This window comes from Cryobacterium sp. TMT1-2-2 (assembly GCF_004403505.1).
In the GTDB taxonomy this organism is placed as follows: Bacteria; Actinomycetota; Actinomycetes; order Actinomycetales; family Microbacteriaceae; genus Cryobacterium; species Cryobacterium flavum.
This window is the reverse complement of the sequence record NZ_SOGS01000013.1, coordinates 92,799-110,247: the sequence shown is the minus strand read 5'-3', so window position 1 is coordinate 110,247 and position 17,449 is coordinate 92,799. Positions and strand designations below refer to the sequence as shown.

Here is a 17,449-nt window from a genome sequence, read left to right as displayed (position 1 = left end):
TCACGAACGGCTAGCGCACAACCTTTTCGGCGCCGGCAATGCGCTGCGCGAAGTAGATGGGAATGATCGAAACCAGCACGAGCACCACGGCGATGACGTTGACGACCGGCGCCTGGTTGGGCCGGAACAGGTTGTCCAGAATCCACAACGGCAGGGTCTTCACACTCGATCCGGCGGTGAACGTCGTCACGATGATCTCGTCAAAGCTCAGGGCGAAGGCGAGCAGGCCGCCGGCGAACAGGGCTGACCGCAACTGGGGAAAGGTCACCAGGCGAAACGTGGTCCAGATTCCGGCGCCGAGATCCGACGAGGCATCTTCGAGGCTCGTGCCGAGGCGCCGCAGCCGGGCGATCACGTTGTTGAACACGGTCACGATACAAAACGTGGCGTGGGCGATGATGAGCGTCAGAATCGACAGTTGCACGCCGAGTCCGGTGCGGAAGGCATTGTTCAGGGCGATGCCGGTGATGATGCCGGGCAGCGCGATCGGCAGGATGACCAGCAGGCTGATGGCATCCCGGCCGAAGAATTCGAAGCGTTGCAGCCCGAGCGAGATGAGCGTGCCGAGCACGAGCGCCACCGCCGTCGAGGCCAGGGCCACTTGCAGGCTGGTCAGCACCGCGTCAAGGGCACCGTCGCTCTGAAACGCCTTGGCCCACCATTCCAAGGTGAAGCCCGGCGGCGGCCAGGTGAGGTTCTGGCTGGTGCTGAAGGAGTTCACGAAGACCACGAGCAGGGGCAGATAGATAAGGGCCAGCACCACGGCCGTGATGGCCGCGAGCAGACCACGGGCGGGGCGACTCAGACGCATGGCAGGGCTCCTACAGGTTGTTGAGTGCGCCCGTGCGCCGCACGGCGGCGAGGTAGGCGAAGATGATCAAAATGGGAATGAGCGCGATCGCGGCCGCGAGCGGCAGGTTGTTCGCGGCCCCCACGTTGGTGTAGACGAGGTTGCCGAGCATCTGGTTGGCCCCGCCGACGATATTTACGGTGATGTAGTCACCGAGCGACAGCGAGAAACTGAAGATCGACCCGGCAATGATCGCCGGCCAGATCATGGGCAGTACTACCAGGCGCAGCGTCGCCCAGGTACCCCCGCCAAGATCACCGGATGCCTCCAGCAGTGAATCCGGCACCCGCTCCAGTCCCGCATAGATCGGCAGAATGACGTACGGCAACCACAGGTAGGACAGGGTGATGATCGTTGCCGGCAGACCGTAACCGGGACTGTGCCCGCCAAACGGCGACACCAGCCATTCGAAAATTCCACCCTGGGAGAGCACCGATCGCCAGGCGTACGCCTTCACCAGGTAGCTCGCCCAGAGCGGCATCAGAATGGCGATCACAAGAATCCGCTGGGCGCTAGGGCTCGCCACCTTGGCCATGTAGAACGCGATTGGAAGCGCGATCACAATGTCGATGATCGTGACCAGCAGCGCCACGCCGACCGTGCGCAGCGTGACGGTTTGGTAAAGCGAACCGGTGAGCACCGCCACGATGTTGTCGAGGGTCCAGGTTTGCGAAATCTGCCCGGTGAACGAGTCCACCGTCCACAGGGCGGTGATCAGCAGTGCGGCGAGGGCCGCGACGTAGACCAGGCCGAGCCAGAATAGGGGGGCACTCAGCAGCAGTGACAGCCGCAGTCGTGGGTGCCGGCTGAGAAAGACCGAGCCCCGCCGGGCGATGGTGCGACGGTGCTGGGGCACCACCGCCCGGGGGGTGGGTGGCGCGGGAGCGTCAACCGGCATGATTCTTCCTTCTGTCTGACTCGAGCAGGCGGATTAGCCCTTGATTTCTTGCCAGGCGGTGGTCCAGTCGGAGTAATCGGTGCACTGCACGTCGGTGCGCCCGTCGAGGCACTCCGCGATCGGTGTCGACCAGTACCAGATCTGCGCCGCGTAGTCGGCGTCGCCGGCGTGGTAGCTGGCACAGTGGTCGGGGTTGACCGTGAAGTCGCAGGCTCCGGCGTTGGACGGTGCCTCACCGAAGTACTCGGTGGCTTGCGCGTTGGCTTCGGGGCTCGCGATGTAGTCCAGCCAGGCGTAGGCGCAGTTGGGGCTCTTCGCGCCTGCGGCGATCATCCAGGTGTCCGACCAGCCGGTCGCGCCTTCCTCGGGCAGCACGACTTCGGCCGGGGTGCCCTCAGCGAGCGAGTTGCGAATGACCTGCCAGGTGGTACCGACCACGGTGTCGCCGGTTTCGAAGGCCTGCACCACCTTGAGGTAGTCCGACCAGTATTCGCCCACGTTGATGCGCTGGTTCTTGAACAGCTCAACGGATGCCGCCAGCTGCGTTTCGTCGAGCGCGTACGGGTTCTTAATTCCCAGTTCCGGCTGGTGCGCCATGAGGTAGACCGCGGCATCCGCTATCGAAATCGGCGAATCGTAGGCGGTCACCGCACCCTTGTAGTCGGACGACTTGTCGAAGACGACATTCCACGACGTGGGTGCCGGGGTCACGACCTCCGTGTTGTACATGAGCAGGTTGGCACCATAGCCGTGCGGAATGCCGTAGGAGACACCGTCGACGCTGTTCCAGGACTGCATCTTCAGAAAGTCGAAGATGCCCGCGTAGTTGGGAATGAGGTCGGTGTTGACCGGGGCCACGTCCCCCGCGGCGACAAGCCGCAGGGAGGCATCACCGGAGGCCGCGACGACGTCGTAGTCACCGGTCTTCATGAGGCTGAACGCTTCGTCGGAGGTGCCGTAGGTCTTGCTGGTGACCGTGCAGCCGGTCTTCTCTTCGAAGGCGCTGACCCAGTCGACCGTTGGATCGTTGCTGCCGTCTTCGACGTAGCCGGGCCAGGCCAGCAGCGAGACGCTGCCTTCCATCTCGCCGAGCTCGGCCTGAGCCTCGGTCGGCGCAGCGGTGCCGCCGCCCTGGCTGGTACCGCAGGCGGTGAGAAGAAGGGCAACCGACACGATCGCGACGCCGCTGAGGGCGCCAGCGGTGAAGCGGGTACGGGTAGAACTGCGTTTCATGACTTTCTCCATTCGTGAGGTGCGGTCAGGGATGTGCGGTCAGGGGTGGGAAGTGAGTACTGGTGGGGCGAGGGCGACGATGTCGGAGTCGTTCCAGCCGACGGTGACGCGTGCGCCGCGCCCGTTGGTCGCCACGCGGTGCGCATCGTTCTGTTCGAGCACGACGACCCGCGTGCCGGCGTCGAGGTCGACGATGAGCTGGGTGCTGCTGCCGACATAGATCACCTCGGCGAGAACGCCGGCGGCCGTTCGATCGGCTGAAAGCGGCCGGTTCTCGGTCGTCACGCTGATCTTCTCCGGGCGCACCGAGTGCGTGCCAGCGCGACCGAGAAGCGTCTGCGACACGGTGTCATCGAAAATGTTGGAGGTGCCCACGAACGCCGCGACGAACGGTGAAGCTGGGCGCTCGTAGATCTCGGCCGGGGTGCCGAGCTGTTCGATTTTGCCCTCGTTGAACACGGCGATGCGGTCGCTGAGCGTCAGGGCTTCCTGCTGGTCGTGGGTGACGAAGATGAACGTGATGCCGAGGTTGCGCTGCAATTCCTTGAGCTCGACCTGCATCTGCTCGCGCAGTTTGAGGTCGAGCGCGCCGAGTGGTTCGTCGAGCAGCAGCACCTTGGGCTGCACGACGGTAGCCCGGGCCAGGGCCACCCGCTGGCGCTGCCCGCCGGAGAGCTGGCTGGGCTTTCGATCGGCGAAACTGCCCAAACGCACGGTATCGAGGGCTTGCCGGGCCTGTTCGTGCCTGGCGCGCTTGGCGACGCCGCGCACCCGCAACCCGTAGGCCACGTTGTCGAGCACGCTCATGTGCGGAAACAACGCGTAGTCCTGAAACACCGTGTTCACGTCGCGGTCGAACGGCGCCCGGTCGGTGACGTCCTGCCCGAGCAGCGAAATCGTTCCGCTGGTCGGCTGCTCGAAACCGGCGATCAGGCGCAGAACGGTGGTCTTCCCCGACCCCGACGGGCCCAGCATGGAGAAGAATTCACCCTCGACAATGTCCAGGTCGACCCCGTCGACGGCGTTGACACTGCCGAAACACTTGGTCAGGCCGGTCAAGCGGATGGCGGGCTGCGCACCGGTCACGAGATCTCCTCACTCATTCAACGACTCCCTGCTCACTCACAGGCTAATCATATGGAGTTAGATGTCATAAATGTGCGCCGGGATGTTACGGTCGTGTCACAACCTGAAATGAGCCGCCGATGCCGCAGTCCATCCGAGCCGGATCGGGAACGCGCGCGGCCATTTTCGCCCCGCTTGACGGCGCTGGCCGGGCCGAGCTGGTGTTGCAGCGGCTGACCGATGCGATTGTGCTCGGGGTGCTGCACGACGGCGAACGCCTGCCGAGTGAGGCCGAGCTGGCCCGCCAGCTGGGCGTCGCCACGGTCACCGCCCGCGAAGCCCTGGAAATTCTGCGCCGGAACAAGCTCGTGCACACCAAGCGCGGCCGCGATGGCGGCAGTTTCGTCACGTTCGCCGGCCGGGGTGCGACCGACCTGCAGGATGAACGCCTGGTGGCTTGGTCCCGGGTGCAGGTTCGCGACCTGGGCGTGCATTACTCCGCGATCGCAGGTCTCGCTGCCGAGCTCGCCGCCGACCGGGCCAGCGCGGCCGATATCGAGAACCTCGAGCGTATCCTCGACCGCGCCGATGCCGGCACAGCGGATGCCGCGCGCCGCGGTCAGGGTACCTTCCGTCTCGAGGTGGCCGCGCTCAGCCAATCCGCCCGGCTCGTGCGCGAAGAATTGCGTCTGCAGGCCGAGTTCGGTTCCCTGCTCTGGCTCAGCCTGCGGGACGCGAGCCGCCGCGAACGCTGCCGCGCCGTGCAGCGCGCGACGGTCGCGGCGCTCATCGCCGAGGACGGCGCTCGCGCCCGACAGCTGACCGTGACGCAGATCATCGAGTCCATCGAGTGGCTGATCGAGGCGAAATCACTCCTGGAACTGAAGGGCAGGTCAACGATGACCGACAGCACAGCGACAGTGAGCACCACCGCGGTACTTCCCACGGGCGCACCCGCATGACGCCCGAAACGCTCACTCCCGAGCACGATGGGCCGCAGACCGCGGCCGGTTTTTCATGCGTTGCCGCCGTCTTCGACCCGGTCTTCGCTCGGCTGGAACACTGGGCAGTTCTGGTGGAACGCTATGCCGCGCGGCCGGATCGTATCGCCGACCGGACCGACCTGGATCCCCTGATGGAATCTCTGGTGCGCCGCGAGTTCACCAACTCCGAGGGGTGCGTCATCGGAGCCGGTTTTGTGTCCGCGCCGAGCTTTCTGGGCTGGCACCTGGCCTGGTGGCTGGGCGGCCAGAACCCGGCCGTGTCGGGGCCGGCCACCGGCATCCGCCATCTGGAAACGGTCGAAGACCCTCTCGATGAGAGTTTTCGGGACTACACCGCGCTGGAATGGTGGCGGGTTCCGGAACAGACGGGACGCCGACACATTACCGGCCCCTACGTCGACTACCTGTGCACGGATGAGTACACGCTCACTCTGACGCTTCCGGTGTATCGAGCCGCCGAGCTGATCGGGGTCGTCGGCATCGACCTCTCGGTCGACGAGATCGAACGCGGCCTCATACCGCGCCTCGGCGCAGACGGCGTCTCGGTCACGGTCATCAACTCCAGTGGCCGGGTGGTGGTCTCGACCGACACTCACCTCGCGACCGGCGCGCTGCTGCGCCTGCCCGGTCTATCGGAACACCTCAACGACCAGTCCGGCGGGGCACCAGGCCTGCCGGCCGGTCATACGTTCCAGTGGTGCGGACAGACCGGACTGGCCATCGTGGCCGGGCCGGCGCCGAGCTAGCCGATCGAGGTGCCGAACACCAGCCCGAGCAGGTACGTGACGGCGGCCGCGCCGAGGCCGATGACGAGCTGCCGCAACGCTCGTTTCAGCGGCGGACCACCGGAGAGCAGCCCCACGACAGCCCCGGTGGCCAGCAGGGCCACGCCCACCAGTACGGTAGCGACGATGATGGCCGCGTAGCCGCTCAGGCCGAACAGGTAGGGCAGCACCGGCAGCAGTGCGCCGGAGGCGAAGAAGCAGAAGCTCGACAGGGCGGCGCCGGTGCCCGTTCCGATGGCCTCGTGCTCGTCGGGCTCCGGCGCCGCTTTGGTGACCGCGGCAATCGGTCCGGTTGCCGTGTACGCGGTGGCCAGCACGCCGCGGGCGTAGGTTTCAGCTTCCTCCTCGGACATGCCACGGGCGCGATAGACCAGGGTCAGCTCGTTGGCGGCGAGGTCGAGGTGGGAGAGCACGCTCTTGGCGGGAGCCGCGGGGCTGGATGCCTCGAGCAGTTCTCGCTGGGACCGCACCGAGACGTATTCGCCGGCCCCCATCGACAGCGCCCCGGCCAGCAGCCCGGCAATGCCGGTGAACAGAATGGTCGCGGCCGGCACACCGGTGGCGCCGATACCGAGCACGAGGGCGAGGTTACTCACCAGCCCGTCGTTGACGCCGAACACGGCGGCCCGAAAAGTGCCGGAGAGGCGTTTGCGGCCGCGGGCGGCGAGACCGCGCACGACCTCTTCGTGCACGGTTTCGTCGGCGGCCATGGCGCTGGTCGCGTCGGCATCCGCTTGATAGGGCGAGCGTCCCTCGGCCCGCTGGGCGAGGGCCAGCACGAACACCGAACCGAACCGGCGGGCCAGCAGACCGAGAAATCGGGTGCGCAAAGCACCGCGCCGCGGTGAACCGACGTCGCTGCCGAGCAGGTTCCGCCAGTGTTCTTCGTGCCGGCCTTCGGCGTCGGCGAGGGCGAGCAGAATTTGCCGCTCTTCGCCGGCGCGACGATTGGCGAGGTCGCGGTAGACCGCGGCCTCGGCCTGTTCGTCGGCGAGGTATTGCCGCCACCGACGGATGTCGCGGGTCGACGGCGCGCGTCCGTCCTGCTCCGGAGCAATCACGTTCACGCCTCCGGCGCCGCTTCCAGGAAGCTCTGCGGAATGCGCGCGGAGTCGTGCGGACCCGATCCGTCGAGGCCGACGAACGGCTCCTCGAAGGCCACGACCCAGAACTTCTCGCGCTGCACGGTCGGTGCGTAGAGCCCGGAGCCCTCCGACTCCCCCGGCGCGACGATCACGCCGATCGGGTCGTCGATGAGGGAGTCGGGAAAGCGGGTGCGGTCGAGGTGCACCACGACCTGCACGCCCACTCCGAAAGCCTGAGTTGTCACCGGCTACTCGATCGCGGCGGCGCGTTCGAGCACGAGTTCGCGCACGCGCGCGGCATCCGCTTGCCCGCGCATGGCCTTCATAACGGCGCCGATGACGGCACCGGCGGCCTGCACCTTGCCGTCACGAATCTTGGCGAGCACGTCGGGCTGGCCGAGCAGTGCGGCGTCGATCGCCGCGATGAGCGCGCCGTCGTCGGAGACCACGGCCAGTCCCCGGCTTTCGACGACCTCGGCCGGGGTTCCTTCGCCGGCGATGACGCCCTCGAGCACCTGGCGGGCCAGGCGGTCGGTGAGGCTTCCGGCTTCGACCAGTGCGATGAGCGCGGCGAGCTGCACCGGCGTTACGAGCGAGTCGGCGGCGACGCCGGCCACGTTGGCGAGCCGGGCGATTTCGCCGGTCCACCACTTGCGCGCTGCCTGTGCGGATGCCCCGGCGGCGACGGTCGCCTCGACCGCGTCGAGCAGGTCGGAGTTCACGACGTCCTGGAACTCGAGGTTCACAAAACCCCAGGCTGCCTGCAAGCGCTTGCGACGGGCCGCGGGCGGTTCGGGCAGGGTCAGTCGCAGCTCTTCGACCCATTCGCGCGACGGTGCCATCGGCAGCAGGTCGGGCTCCGGAAAGTACCGGTAGTCGTCGGCGTCGCTCTTAGGCCGACCGGCGCTCGTGATTCCGGTGTCCTCGTGCCAGTGCCGGGTCTCCTGCGTAATGGTGCCTCCGCCGGAAAGCACGGCCGCCTGACGCTGGATTTCGTAGCGCACCGCGCGCTCGACGCTTCTCAGGGAGTTGACGTTCTTGGTCTCGGTGCGGGTGCCGAGCACGTTCGACCCGCGCGGGCGCAGGGAGACGTTGGCGTCGCAACGCACGTTGCCCTCTTCCATGCGAGCGTTGGAGACGCCGAGCGCCTTGGCGATCTCGCGAATGGCGGCGACGTAGGTCTTGCCGATCTCGGGGGCGTCGTGTTCGGCGCCCTCGATCATCTGGGTGACAATCTCGACCAGCGGCACACCGCCACGGTTATAGTCGACGAGCGAGTAGTCGGCGCCCTGGATGCGTCCGGTCGCGCCACCCATGTGGGTGAGCTTGCCGGCGTCGTCTTCCATGTGCGCACGTTCGATCTCGACGGTGACCAGGCGGCCGCTCTCGAGTTCGATCGTGATCGATCCGTCGTGGCAGATCGGGTCGTCGTACTGGCTGGTCTGAAAGTTCTTCGCCGTGTCGGGGTAGAAGTAGTTCTTGCGGGCGAACCGCGAGTGTTCGGCGATCTCACACCCCAAAGCCAGCCCCAAACGGATGCTGGATTCCAGCGCCTTCTTGTTCACCTGCGGCAGTCCGCCGGGCAGGCCGAGGCAGGTCGGGCAGGTGTTCGTGTTGGCGCCGGAGCCGAACTCGTTGGCGCAGCCGCAGAACATCTTGGTCTTGGTGTTGAGTTCGACGTGCACCTCGAAGCCGAGTACCGGCTCGAACAGTTCGAGTGCCTTATCGAAGTCCATCAATTCAGCCTTCATCAGACGGCTCCCTCTTCGCTGGCAAACATTTCGGTCGGGGTCAGGGCTGGAGCCTGGCTGAGCATGGTGTGCCCCCAGCTCGCTTCGAGCAGCTGCTCGATCGCGGCGCCGACGGTGTAGAGGCGGGCATCCGCTTTGGCGGGGGCCATGATCTGCAGGCCGACGGGCAGGCCGTCTTCGGGCGCGAGCCCGATCGGGATGCTCATTCCTGGCACACCAGCCAGGTTCGCCGGGATGGTGGTCACGTCGTTGATGTACATGGCCATCGGGTCGGCGAGCTTCTCACCAAACTTGAACGCCGTGGTTGGGGCGCTCGGCGACATCAGAACGTCGACCTGGCTGAACGCGGCGGCAAAGTCACGCTGAATGAGCGTGCGCACCTTCTGCGCGCTGCCGTAGTACGCGTCGTAGTAACCGGCGCTCAGGGCGTAGGTGCCGAGGATGATACGGCGCTTGACTTCGGGACCGAAACCGGCCTCTCGGGTGGCGCTCATCACGTGCTCGCTCGTGAGCGAACCGCTTTCCGGGTTGACGCGGATGCCGAATCGCACCGAGTCGAAGCGGGCCAGGTTACTCGACGCTTCGGCGGGCAGAATCAGGTAATACGCCGCGACGGCATACTCGAAGTTCGGTGCGGAGACCTCGATGATCTCGGCGCCAGCGGCGACGAGCAGCGCGAGGGTTTCGTTGAAGCGCTGGGTGACGCCAGCCTGGAATCCGTCGCCGGAGAGTTCCTTGATGACGCCGATGCGCACGCCCGTGAGGGCGCCGTCCTTGAGACCGTCGCGCGCGGCGGCGGCCATCGACGGCCAGCTGTCGGTCAGCGAGGTGGAGTCGAGGGGGTCGTGGCCGCCGATGACGTCGTGCAGCAGGGCAGCGTCATAGACCGTGCGGGAGACCGGGCCGACCTGGTCGAGGCTGGAGGCCAGGGCGATCGCCCCGTAGCGAGAGACTCCGCCGTAGGTGGGCTTGACGCCGACCGAGCCGGTGACGGCGGCGGGCTGGCGGATGGATCCGCCGGTGTCGCTGCCGAGGGCGAGCGGCGCCTGGAAAGAAGCGACGGCCGCGGCCGAGCCGCCACCGGAGCCACCGGGGATACGGTCGCGGTCCCAGGGGTTGCGAGTAATTCCGTAGGCGGAGTGTTCGGTGGAGGACCCCATGGCAAATTCGTCCATGTTGGTCTTGCCGAGCGGCACGAGGCCGGCCGCACGCAGGCGGGCAACGACGGTCGCGTCGTAGGGCGGAACCCAGCCTTCAAGAATTTTCGACCCGGCGGTGGTGGGCATGTCTTGGGTGGCCAGCACGTCTTTGATCGCGATCGGAACCCCGGCGAGCGGGTTCAGCACCTCGCCGGCAGCGCGGCGGGCGTCAATCTGGGCAGCGGTCGCCAGGGCGGCCTCGCCCGCCACGTGCAGAAAGGCGTGCAGGTCGGTGTCGACGGCCGTGATGTGGTCGAGGTGCGCGCTGGTCGCTTCGACGGCGCTGACCTGCTTGCTGACCAGCAGCTCGCTGAGCGCTGCGGCGGAGAGCTTGGTGAGATAGGTCATGGTTACTCCTCGTCCAGAATGGCGGGCACGCGGAATTTGTCACCGGCGCGGTCGGGGGCGCCGGACAGGGCCTGCTCGACGGTCAGTGATGGCACGACGACGTCTTCACGGTAGACGTTGGTCAGCGGCATCGGGTGGCTCGTGGCCGGGGTATCAGCGGTGGCTACCTCAGAGACCTTGGCGATCGAGTCGACGATCTGGCCGAGGTCGTGGGTGAGATTGGTGATCTCGAGGGGGCTGAGGTCGATCCGAGCAAGGTATGCCAAATGGGCAACCTGCTCGGCCGTGATTTCAGACATGGAACTCCAAACACTTGTGATCGATGAGTCAATTCTATTCGAACCCCACTGATCCCCCTTTGCGCGCCTCAGGCGAGCGGCGCGTCTGGCACGGGCGCAGCCGGCAGCCCGGCCGGGCCCTCGGTCACGAGAATGCGAAACTCCTCGGCGCCCAGAATGCGCAGGCCCAGTGCCTCGGCCTTGCCGAGCTTCGAGCCGGCGCCGGGACCGGCTGCAACGAAGTCGGTGTTCTTCGACACGCTCGAGGCGCTCTTGCCGCCGGCCGCGATGATCGCCTCCTGGGCGCCCTCCCGGGTGAAACCCTCGAGGGAGCCGGTAGCTACGACGGTGAGCCCGGCCAGCACTCCCCCGGCGGCCTCGGCCGCGCCCGGCCCTGGATGCCCCGGCGTGGCAAACTGCACGCCGGCCGCAGCCCACTGCGTCACGATATCAACGTGCCAGTCCACCAGAAACCAGGCCAGCACCGCATCGGCGATGATGCCGCCGACACCGTCGACCTCGGCGAGTTCCTCGCGGCTGGCGGCGCGAATGGCATCAAGACTGCCGAAATGGTTGGCGAGTGCGCGGGCGGCAACCGGCCCGACGTGACGGATGTTCAGGCTCACCAGGATTCGCCACAGCGGCTTGGTCTTGGCCTTCTCGATCTCGGCGACCAGCTTGAGCGCGCTCGACGATGGCTGCAGGCCGGTCAGGCCGGTCTTTTTCTCGGCCGGGGTCGGGTTACGCGAGAACGGCATGCGAATTTTCGCCGCCCCGTCGTCGTCTTCCTTGGGCAGCCCGGTTTCGGCGTCGCGCACGATCATCTGGATCGGCAGCAGGTCCGCCAGCTTGAGGTCGAACAGGCCCGCCTCGGTGGGCAGCGGCGGGTCGGCCGGCACAATCGGCTGGGTCAGCGCGGAGGCGGCAACCTCGCCGAGAACCTCGATGTCGAGACCGCCGCGACTGCCGATGTGCTCGACCCGGCCGCGTACCTGGGCCGGGCAGCTGCGCGCGTTCGGGCAGCGCAAATCGATATCGCCCTCCTTCGCCGGGGCCAGCGGAGTGCCACATTCCGGGCAGTTCAGGGGCATGACGAATTCGCGTTCGGTGCCGTCGCGCAGCTCGACGACCGGGCCGAGCACCTCGGGAATGACGTCGCCAGCCTTGCGCAGCACGATCGTGTCGCCGATCAGCACGCCCTTGGCCTTCACGACGTCCTGGTTGTGCAGGGTGGCCTGGCGCACCTCACTGCCGGCCACGAGCACCTTTTCCATCACGGCGAAAGGGGTCGCCCGGCCGGTGCGGCCGACACTGACGATAATGTCGAGCAGTTTCGTGTTGACCTGCTCTGGCGGGTACTTGTAGGCGATCGCCCAGCGTGGGGCCCGATTGGTGGCGCCGAGTTCGGCGTGCAGGGCCAGTTCGTCGATCTTGATGACGATGCCGTCGAGTTCGTGCACCACGCTGCCGCGGTGGGCTCCGTAGTACTCGATGAACTCGGCAGCCTCGGCAACCGACTCGACCACCTTGAAGTAGCTGCTGGTCGGCAGTCCCCACCCGTCGAGCAAGCCGTAGACCTCGGATTGCGTGCTGACGGGCGGGTTCTCCCAGGCACCGATGCCGTGCACGAGCATGCGCAGCCGCCCCAGGCGGGCCTTCATGAGGCGCAGTTGGTCGGTGTTCTTGCCGGCCGCCTTCTGGCGCAGCGACCCGGCCGCCGCGTTGCGGGCATTCGCGAACACTCGCTCGCCCGCTGCGGACTGTGCGGCATTCAGCTCGTCGAAGGCGGCAGTGGGAAAGAACACCTCGCCACGCACCTCCATCAACGACGGATGCCCGGTGCCGGCCAGGCGAGACGGGATGCCGGGCACAAGGTCTATGTTCTCGGTGACGTCTTCGCCGACGACCCCGTCACCGCGGGTGGCCGCGGAGACGAGCACTCCATCGGCGTAGCGCAGATTGATCGCGAGGCCGTCGATCTTGAGCTCGCACAGATAGTGCACCGCGCGGCCCGAATTCTCAGCGGCCTTGCGCGCCCAGGCGTCGAACTCGTCGAGGGAGAAGACGTTGTCGAGGCTGAGCATCCGTTCGGCGTGGGTGACCGGGTCGAACAGTGTGACCTCGGCGCGGCCTCCGACGGTCTGAGTGGGGCTGTCTTGGCTCTGCAGCTCTGGGTGCAGCCGCTCCAGCTCGCCGAGGCGCCGCACGAGCAGGTCGTAGTCGGCGTCGGAGATGACGACCGTGTCCTGCCCGTAGTAGGCGTCCCGGGCGGCGAGTACGCGGGTGGTGATGTCGGCAGCCTCGGCGGCTGCGGCGACGAGGTCGTCAGGGGTGGTGTCGACGACGGACTCAGGCATTGACCGGGACGGGGCTGGCCGAAGCGGTAGGTGCTGAGACGGAACTGCCTGATGAAATCGGTACGGCGCTGACCGTGCGATCGATGGTGCATTGGCCGAGTACCCGGGTGCCGACGTAGACGACGGCGGTCTGCCCGGGGGCGACGCCGGCGAGCGGCTGGTTCGGAATGATGCGCAATTCGACCGTGCCGTCGACGCCGGTGACGGCGGCGGTTGAAACGACCTGGGCTACGGCAGGTTCCGGGTCGGCGTGGGCGCGAATCTGCACATGACAGGCGAATTCCACCTCTGGATGCTCGGGGGCGAGCCCGGCCCAGGTGTACTTGTTACCGGCGATCTCCTTGATGGCGAGCGCCTCCTTCGGACCGACGACGACCGTGTTGGTGATCGGGCGCACCTCGAGCACGAAGCGCGGCTTGCCGTCGGCGGCCGGAGTGCCAATGGAGAGGCCCTTGCGCTGGCCGACCGTAAACGCGACGGCGCCGTCGTGCTGCCCGAGGGTGTTGCCCTCCCGGTCGAGGATGTCGCCGGTTACCGGGGCGACGCGTTCGCCGAGCCAGCCCTTGGTGTCGCCGTCTGGAATAAAGCAGATGTCGTAGGAGTCGGGCTTGTTCGCCACCGAGAAGCCGCGTTCGGCCGCTTCTTTGCGCACCTCGGCCTTGGTCGGCGTGGCGCCGAGCGGAAACATGGAGTGGTTAATCTGGTCAGCGGTGAGCACGCCGAGCACGTAGGACTGGTCTTTAGCCCAGGCGGCCGCGCGGTGCAGCTCCTTGTTGCCATCGGCATCCGTCAGAATGCTCGCGTAGTGGCCGGTGCAGACGGCGTCGAAGCCGAGGGCCATGGCCTTTTCGAGCAGGGCGGCAAATTTGATCTTTTCGTTGCAGCGCATGCACGGGTTCGGGGTACGGCCGGCGGCGTATTCGGCGATAAAGTCGTCGACGACGTCGAGCTTGAACCGTTCGGAGAAGTCCCAGACGTAGTAGGGGATGCCCATGATGTTGGCGGCGCGCTGGGCATCCATCGAGTCTTCGACGGTACAACAGCCGCGACTGCCGGTGCGCAACGTGCCCGGCATTCGGCTCAGTGCGAGATGCACGCCGACCACCTCGTGCCCCGCTTCGACCGCGCGCGCGGCTGCGACGGCGGAATCAACACCGCCACTCATTGCTGCTAAAACCTTCACCCAACGAGTGTACGCGGAGTATCTGACACGGCCAAGATCAGCGCCCGGGCACCCGATCGGCCATTCCGGCCCGGAGCGCCTGGGCGTGCGCGGTCGGCAACGCCGCGAGCAGCGCGTCGACGTCGGCATCGGTCGACGTGTGGCCGAGGGTGATCCGCAGGGCACCGCGGGATTCGATCTCGTTGCGCCCCATCGCCCGCAGCACGTGCGAGGGTTCGGGCACCCCGGCCTGGCAGGCCGACCCGGTCGACACCGACACCCCGGCGGCGTCGAGCAGAAACAGCAGCGAGTCGCCCTCGCAGCCGGCAAAACTGAAGTGCGCGTTACCCGGCAGCCGAATGATCGGGTCGCCGTTGAGCACAGCATCGGGTGCGACCCGCGCCACGCCTGCGATCACCCGGTCGCGCAGGGCTGCCAGGCGCGCGGTTTCGCCGCCGGCAGCCGCAGACAGCTCAGCCGACAGAGCGGATGCCGCCACCGCGAACGACACCGCTGCCGCGACATCCTGCGTGCCGCTGCGCACCTTGCGCTGCTGTCCGCCACCGTGGATGAGCGGTTCGACGGTGGTGGCGCGACCGAGCACGAGAGCGCCGATACCGACCGGTCCGCCGACCTTGTGCGCCGAAACGCTCAACGCCGAAACGCCGACGGCGACCAAAGCGCGAAAATCCACCGGGATATAGCCGTACGCCGCAACGGCGTCGACGTGCACCGGAATGCCGTGCACCGCGGCGAGCGCCGCCACCTCGGCGACGGGTTCGATGGTGCCGACCTCATTGTTGGCCATGATCACGCTGACCAGCGCAATATCAAGCGGGTCCCGGGCAATAGCCGCCTTGAGCGCGGCGAGGTCGACGCGGCCCTGGTCGTCGAGCGGAATCCACTCGATCACGGCCCCGTCATGCTCGGCGAGCCACTCGACGGTGTCGAGGGTGGCGTGGTGTTCGCCGCCGGGCACCAGAATGCGCCGGCGCGGGGCGCGCGCCCAGTACAGCCCCTTGATTCCGAGGTTGATGGCCTCGGTGCCGCTGCCGGTGAAAACAACCTCGATCGGGTCGCAGCCGAGGCTGGCGGCCACGATTTCGCGCGACTCTTCGAGCATCCGCTTGGCATTCTGCCCCTGGCTGTGCACCGAAGCGGGGTTACCGACGACACCCATCGCTTCGGCATAGGCGGCAATAGCGGCGGGGAGCATGGGCGTGGTCGCCGCATGGTCCAAATAGACAACCATGCCACCTATTTTACGCCCCCAAATTTTACGCACCCCAAATTTACCGTCGAGCGGATGCCGGTGGTCGTCAGCTTCCCGCACACTGATTATTCTTGAACCCATGAGTTCCACCGATCCCCTGCGCAACCTCGGTGTGCGACTAACCAGCGCCGGCGGCGAACTACGGGTGTGGGCCGAACACGCCGACGCCATGGACCTGTGTCTGTTCGACGACACCGACCCGAACTGGATCGTCAAGAGCGTGCCGATGACCAAGGACGTGCACGGCGTGTGGTCCGGCAAATCGCGCACGCTGTCCCCTGGGCGCCGCTACGGTATCCGCGTCTCCGGCCCGGCCAGCTCGAAGAACTCGTTTCACCCGGAGAAAACCCTGATCGAACCGTATTCTCGTGGTCTGGTGCGGGTCGGGGCCGGACTTTGGCAGTCCTCGGTGGTCGATGACTATTTCGACTGGAACGGCTCCACAAAACCGAAAGTCGCCCTCGACCACACGGTGGTCTATGAGGCGCACGTGCGCGGCGTCAGCCGGCTCAACCCGCTGGTGCCGGCCGTCCTGCGCGGCACCTATGCCGGGCTCGCCCACGAATCGACCATCGCCTACCTAAAAGACCTCGGCGTGACCGCGGTCGAGCTGTTGCCGGTGCAGGCGTTCGTGTCGGAGCAGCGTCTCATCAAACAGGGCCTAATCAACTACTGGGGTTACAACACCCTCAACTTTTTTTCGCCGCACGCCGACTACGCCACCCAGGCAGCGCAGTCGGCCGGTCCGGCCGCTGTGCTGCGCGAGTTCAAGGGCATGGTCAAGCTGCTGCACGAGGCCGGGCTCGAAGTCATCTTGGACGTGGTCTACAACCACACCGCCGAGGAGGGTCGCAACGGCCCGGTCACGAGCCTGCGCGGCATCGACAACGCGGCCTACTACCGCCAGGACGAATCCGGCGCGTACATCGACGTGACCGGGTGCGGCAACACGGTCAATTTCAGCCACGACGTGCCGAAGCGCCTCGTGCTCGATTCGCTGCGCTACTGGGCCAACGAGGTGCAGGTCGACGGGTTCCGCTTCGACCTGGCCGCTACGCTCGGCCGGGACGCCGGCGTGGTCTACGACCCGCAGCATCCGCTGCTCACCGAGATTCGCGACGACCCGGAGCTGGCGGGTGTCAAACTCATCGCCGAACCGTGGGATGTCGGGCAGGGCGGCTGGCAGACCGGCAATTTTCCGCCCGGGTGGACAGAGTGGAACGACCGCTACCGCGACCGGATGCGCGACTTCTGGCTCTCCGACATGAAGAGTCTGCGTCTGACCGGCTCGGCCGGCAGCGGAATCGGACGCTTTGCGACCCGCGTCGCCGGGTCGTCGAACACCTTCTCTGAGGCTCGCAGCCCGCTCGCCTCGCTCAACTTCATCACCGCGCACGACGGGTTCACCCTCGCCGATCTCACCGCCTACGATACGAAGCACAACCTCGGCAACGGCGAATCGAACCGTGACGGCACCGACAACAACAGCTCCTATAACCACGGCGTCGAGGGTCCGACCCGCGACGTGGCCATTCTGGCCACCAGGCGGAAGGCCATGCGCAACCTGCTCGGCACACTACTGCTCTCGGCCGGCATTCCCATGCTGACCGCCGGCGACGAGTTCGGCCGCAGCCAACGCGGCAACAACAACGCCTACTGCCAGGACAGCGAGCTGACCTGGCTCAACTGGGACTTAGACGACTGGCAGCAGGACCTGCACCGGGTCACCCGCCGCCTTCTGCAGTTGCGCCGAGAAAACCCGGCCCTGCGCCCCGTGCACTTCGGTCGGTTCGGCGAGACGACGCCGAGCGCCAGCCAGCTGGACTGGTACAACATCGCCGGCGAAGCGCTCACCGGGGAGGCCTGGAACTCGCCGACCGAGCGCACCCTGCAGTACATGGCAGCGTCCACCCCCGAACACGAAGCCTTCAACCGCATTTTGCTCGTGGTGAACGCCCGCGAGCAGGACGAGACGGTCACCCTGCCAGCGCACGAGGGAGTGGATGCCTACACACTGCTCTGGGATTCCGGTCACGACGACCTGCGCGACTCGGTGATCGAGCACGCGCCCGGCACTGCCCTGTTCGTGTCCGGTGCGTCGATGCAGCTGATGCGGGCGCACGGGGCGTTCGTTCCGCGCCGCACGCCGCGCGTCTGACCG

15 protein-coding genes are annotated in these 17,449 nt (G+C 66.8%); 3 read left to right on the top strand and 12 right to left on the bottom strand.

Annotated features, from left to right (window positions below):
* Window positions 1–10: 10 nt before the first annotated feature.
* From E3T35_RS08665 to E3T35_RS08650, 4 genes are read right to left on the bottom strand one after another with little or no spacing between them, the layout of a single operon-like run.
* Window positions 11–811 carry an ABC transporter permease gene (locus E3T35_RS08665; RefSeq protein WP_134378521.1) on the bottom strand — a complete coding sequence of 267 codons (801 nt, stop codon included), beginning with the start codon at window positions 809–811 and terminating at the stop codon, window positions 11–13.
* 10 nt (window positions 812–821) lie between these two features.
* Window positions 822–1,748, bottom strand: a complete 927-nt coding sequence (locus E3T35_RS08660) for an ABC transporter permease (RefSeq protein WP_134378519.1) — start codon at window positions 1,746–1,748, stop codon at window positions 822–824.
* Window positions 1,749–1,781: 33 nt separating this feature from the next.
* Complete coding sequence (locus E3T35_RS08655; protein ID WP_134378517.1) at window positions 1,782–2,981, bottom strand: ABC transporter substrate-binding protein; 1,200 nt, start codon at window positions 2,979–2,981, stop codon at window positions 1,782–1,784.
* A 39-nt stretch (window positions 2,982–3,020) separates the two neighbouring features.
* Window positions 3,021–4,067, bottom strand: coding sequence for an ABC transporter ATP-binding protein (locus E3T35_RS08650; protein WP_134378515.1), 1,047 nt, complete (start codon window positions 4,065–4,067; stop codon window positions 3,021–3,023).
* A 119-nt stretch (window positions 4,068–4,186) separates the two neighbouring features.
* Here E3T35_RS08650 and E3T35_RS08645 point away from each other — a divergent pair, with 119 nt between their 5' ends.
* Together E3T35_RS08645 and E3T35_RS08640 are read left to right on the top strand one after the other, a co-directional pair.
* Window positions 4,187–5,008 (top strand): FadR/GntR family transcriptional regulator, encoded by an 822-nt coding sequence (locus E3T35_RS08645; RefSeq protein ID WP_134344279.1) that lies wholly within the window; start codon window positions 4,187–4,189, stop codon window positions 5,006–5,008.
* The gene (locus E3T35_RS08640; RefSeq protein WP_134378513.1) at window positions 5,005–5,796 is read left to right on the top strand and encodes a cache domain-containing protein; all 792 of its coding nucleotides are present in this window, start codon (window positions 5,005–5,007) and stop codon (window positions 5,794–5,796) included. The genes E3T35_RS08645 and E3T35_RS08640 overlap by 4 nt, the downstream gene beginning before the upstream one ends.
* On the opposite strand, the gene E3T35_RS08635 is transcribed toward E3T35_RS08640, so the two are convergent.
* From E3T35_RS08635 to E3T35_RS08600, 8 genes are all read right to left on the bottom strand, one after another.
* Window positions 5,793–6,902 carry a VIT1/CCC1 transporter family protein gene (locus tag E3T35_RS08635; RefSeq protein WP_241988779.1) on the bottom strand — a complete coding sequence of 370 codons (1,110 nt, stop codon included), beginning with the start codon at window positions 6,900–6,902 and terminating at the stop codon, window positions 5,793–5,795. The genes E3T35_RS08640 and E3T35_RS08635 overlap by 4 nt on opposite strands.
* Window positions 6,899–7,165, bottom strand: coding sequence for a hypothetical protein (locus E3T35_RS08630; protein ID WP_134344282.1), 267 nt, complete (start codon window positions 7,163–7,165; stop codon window positions 6,899–6,901). Before E3T35_RS08630 ends, E3T35_RS08635 begins: the two co-directional genes overlap by 4 nt.
* A 3-nt stretch (window positions 7,166–7,168) precedes the next feature.
* Window positions 7,169–8,674, bottom strand: coding sequence for an Asp-tRNA(Asn)/Glu-tRNA(Gln) amidotransferase subunit GatB (gene gatB / locus E3T35_RS08625; RefSeq protein ID WP_134378511.1), 1,506 nt, complete (start codon window positions 8,672–8,674; stop codon window positions 7,169–7,171).
* Window positions 8,671–10,218, bottom strand: a complete 1,548-nt coding sequence (gene gatA, locus E3T35_RS08620; RefSeq protein WP_134344286.1) for an Asp-tRNA(Asn)/Glu-tRNA(Gln) amidotransferase subunit GatA — start codon at window positions 10,216–10,218, stop codon at window positions 8,671–8,673. The genes gatB and gatA overlap by 4 nt, the downstream gene beginning before the upstream one ends.
* Window positions 10,219–10,220: 2 nt before the next feature.
* On the bottom strand, window positions 10,221–10,517 hold the full coding sequence (gatC, locus tag E3T35_RS08615) for an Asp-tRNA(Asn)/Glu-tRNA(Gln) amidotransferase subunit GatC (protein ID WP_092341157.1): 297 nt from the start codon (window positions 10,515–10,517) through the stop codon (window positions 10,221–10,223).
* A gap of 68 nt (window positions 10,518–10,585) precedes the next feature.
* Entirely contained in the window at window positions 10,586–12,853 is a 2,268-nt protein-coding gene (ligA, locus tag E3T35_RS08610; RefSeq protein ID WP_134378509.1) for an NAD-dependent DNA ligase LigA, read from the bottom strand.
* Window positions 12,846–14,036, bottom strand: a complete 1,191-nt coding sequence (mnmA, locus tag E3T35_RS08605; RefSeq protein WP_194088293.1) for a tRNA 2-thiouridine(34) synthase MnmA — start codon at window positions 14,034–14,036, stop codon at window positions 12,846–12,848. Before mnmA ends, ligA begins: the two co-directional genes overlap by 8 nt.
* Window positions 14,037–14,073: 37 nt before the next feature.
* Window positions 14,074–15,267, bottom strand: a complete 1,194-nt coding sequence (locus E3T35_RS08600; RefSeq protein WP_134378507.1) for a cysteine desulfurase family protein — start codon at window positions 15,265–15,267, stop codon at window positions 14,074–14,076.
* A gap of 100 nt (window positions 15,268–15,367) precedes the next feature.
* Between E3T35_RS08600 and glgX the strand changes: the two genes are divergently transcribed.
* A complete protein-coding gene (gene glgX / locus E3T35_RS08595; protein WP_134378505.1) occupies window positions 15,368–17,446 on the top strand; it encodes a glycogen debranching protein GlgX in 2,079 nt (692 codons plus the stop codon).
* Window positions 17,447–17,449: the final 3 nt, after the last annotated feature.

What these genes read in the sequence shown, in the direction of transcription:
- gatC (WP_092341157.1), bottom strand. Translation starts at nt 10,517, where the DNA reads ATGTCTGAAATCACGGCCGAGCAGGTTGCCCATTTGGCATACCTTGCT.
- E3T35_RS08665 (WP_134378521.1), bottom strand. Translation starts at nt 811, where the DNA reads ATGCGTCTGAGTCGCCCCGCCCGTGGTCTGCTCGCGGCCATCACGGCC.
- E3T35_RS08655 (WP_134378517.1), bottom strand. Translation starts at nt 2,981, where the DNA reads ATGAAACGCAGTTCTACCCGTACCCGCTTCACCGCTGGCGCCCTCAGC.
- glgX (WP_134378505.1), top strand. Translation starts at nt 15,368, where the DNA reads ATGAGTTCCACCGATCCCCTGCGCAACCTCGGTGTGCGACTAACCAGC.
- E3T35_RS08645 (WP_134344279.1), top strand. Translation starts at nt 4,187, where the DNA reads ATGCCGCAGTCCATCCGAGCCGGATCGGGAACGCGCGCGGCCATTTTC.
- ligA (WP_134378509.1), bottom strand. Translation starts at nt 12,853, where the DNA reads ATGCCTGAGTCCGTCGTCGACACCACCCCTGACGACCTCGTCGCCGCA.
- gatA (WP_134344286.1), bottom strand. Translation starts at nt 10,218, where the DNA reads ATGACCTATCTCACCAAGCTCTCCGCCGCAGCGCTCAGCGAGCTGCTG.
- E3T35_RS08660 (WP_134378519.1), bottom strand. Translation starts at nt 1,748, where the DNA reads ATGCCGGTTGACGCTCCCGCGCCACCCACCCCCCGGGCGGTGGTGCCC.
- E3T35_RS08640 (WP_134378513.1), top strand. Translation starts at nt 5,005, where the DNA reads ATGACGCCCGAAACGCTCACTCCCGAGCACGATGGGCCGCAGACCGCG.
- E3T35_RS08600 (WP_134378507.1), bottom strand. Translation starts at nt 15,267, where the DNA reads ATGGTTGTCTATTTGGACCATGCGGCGACCACGCCCATGCTCCCCGCC.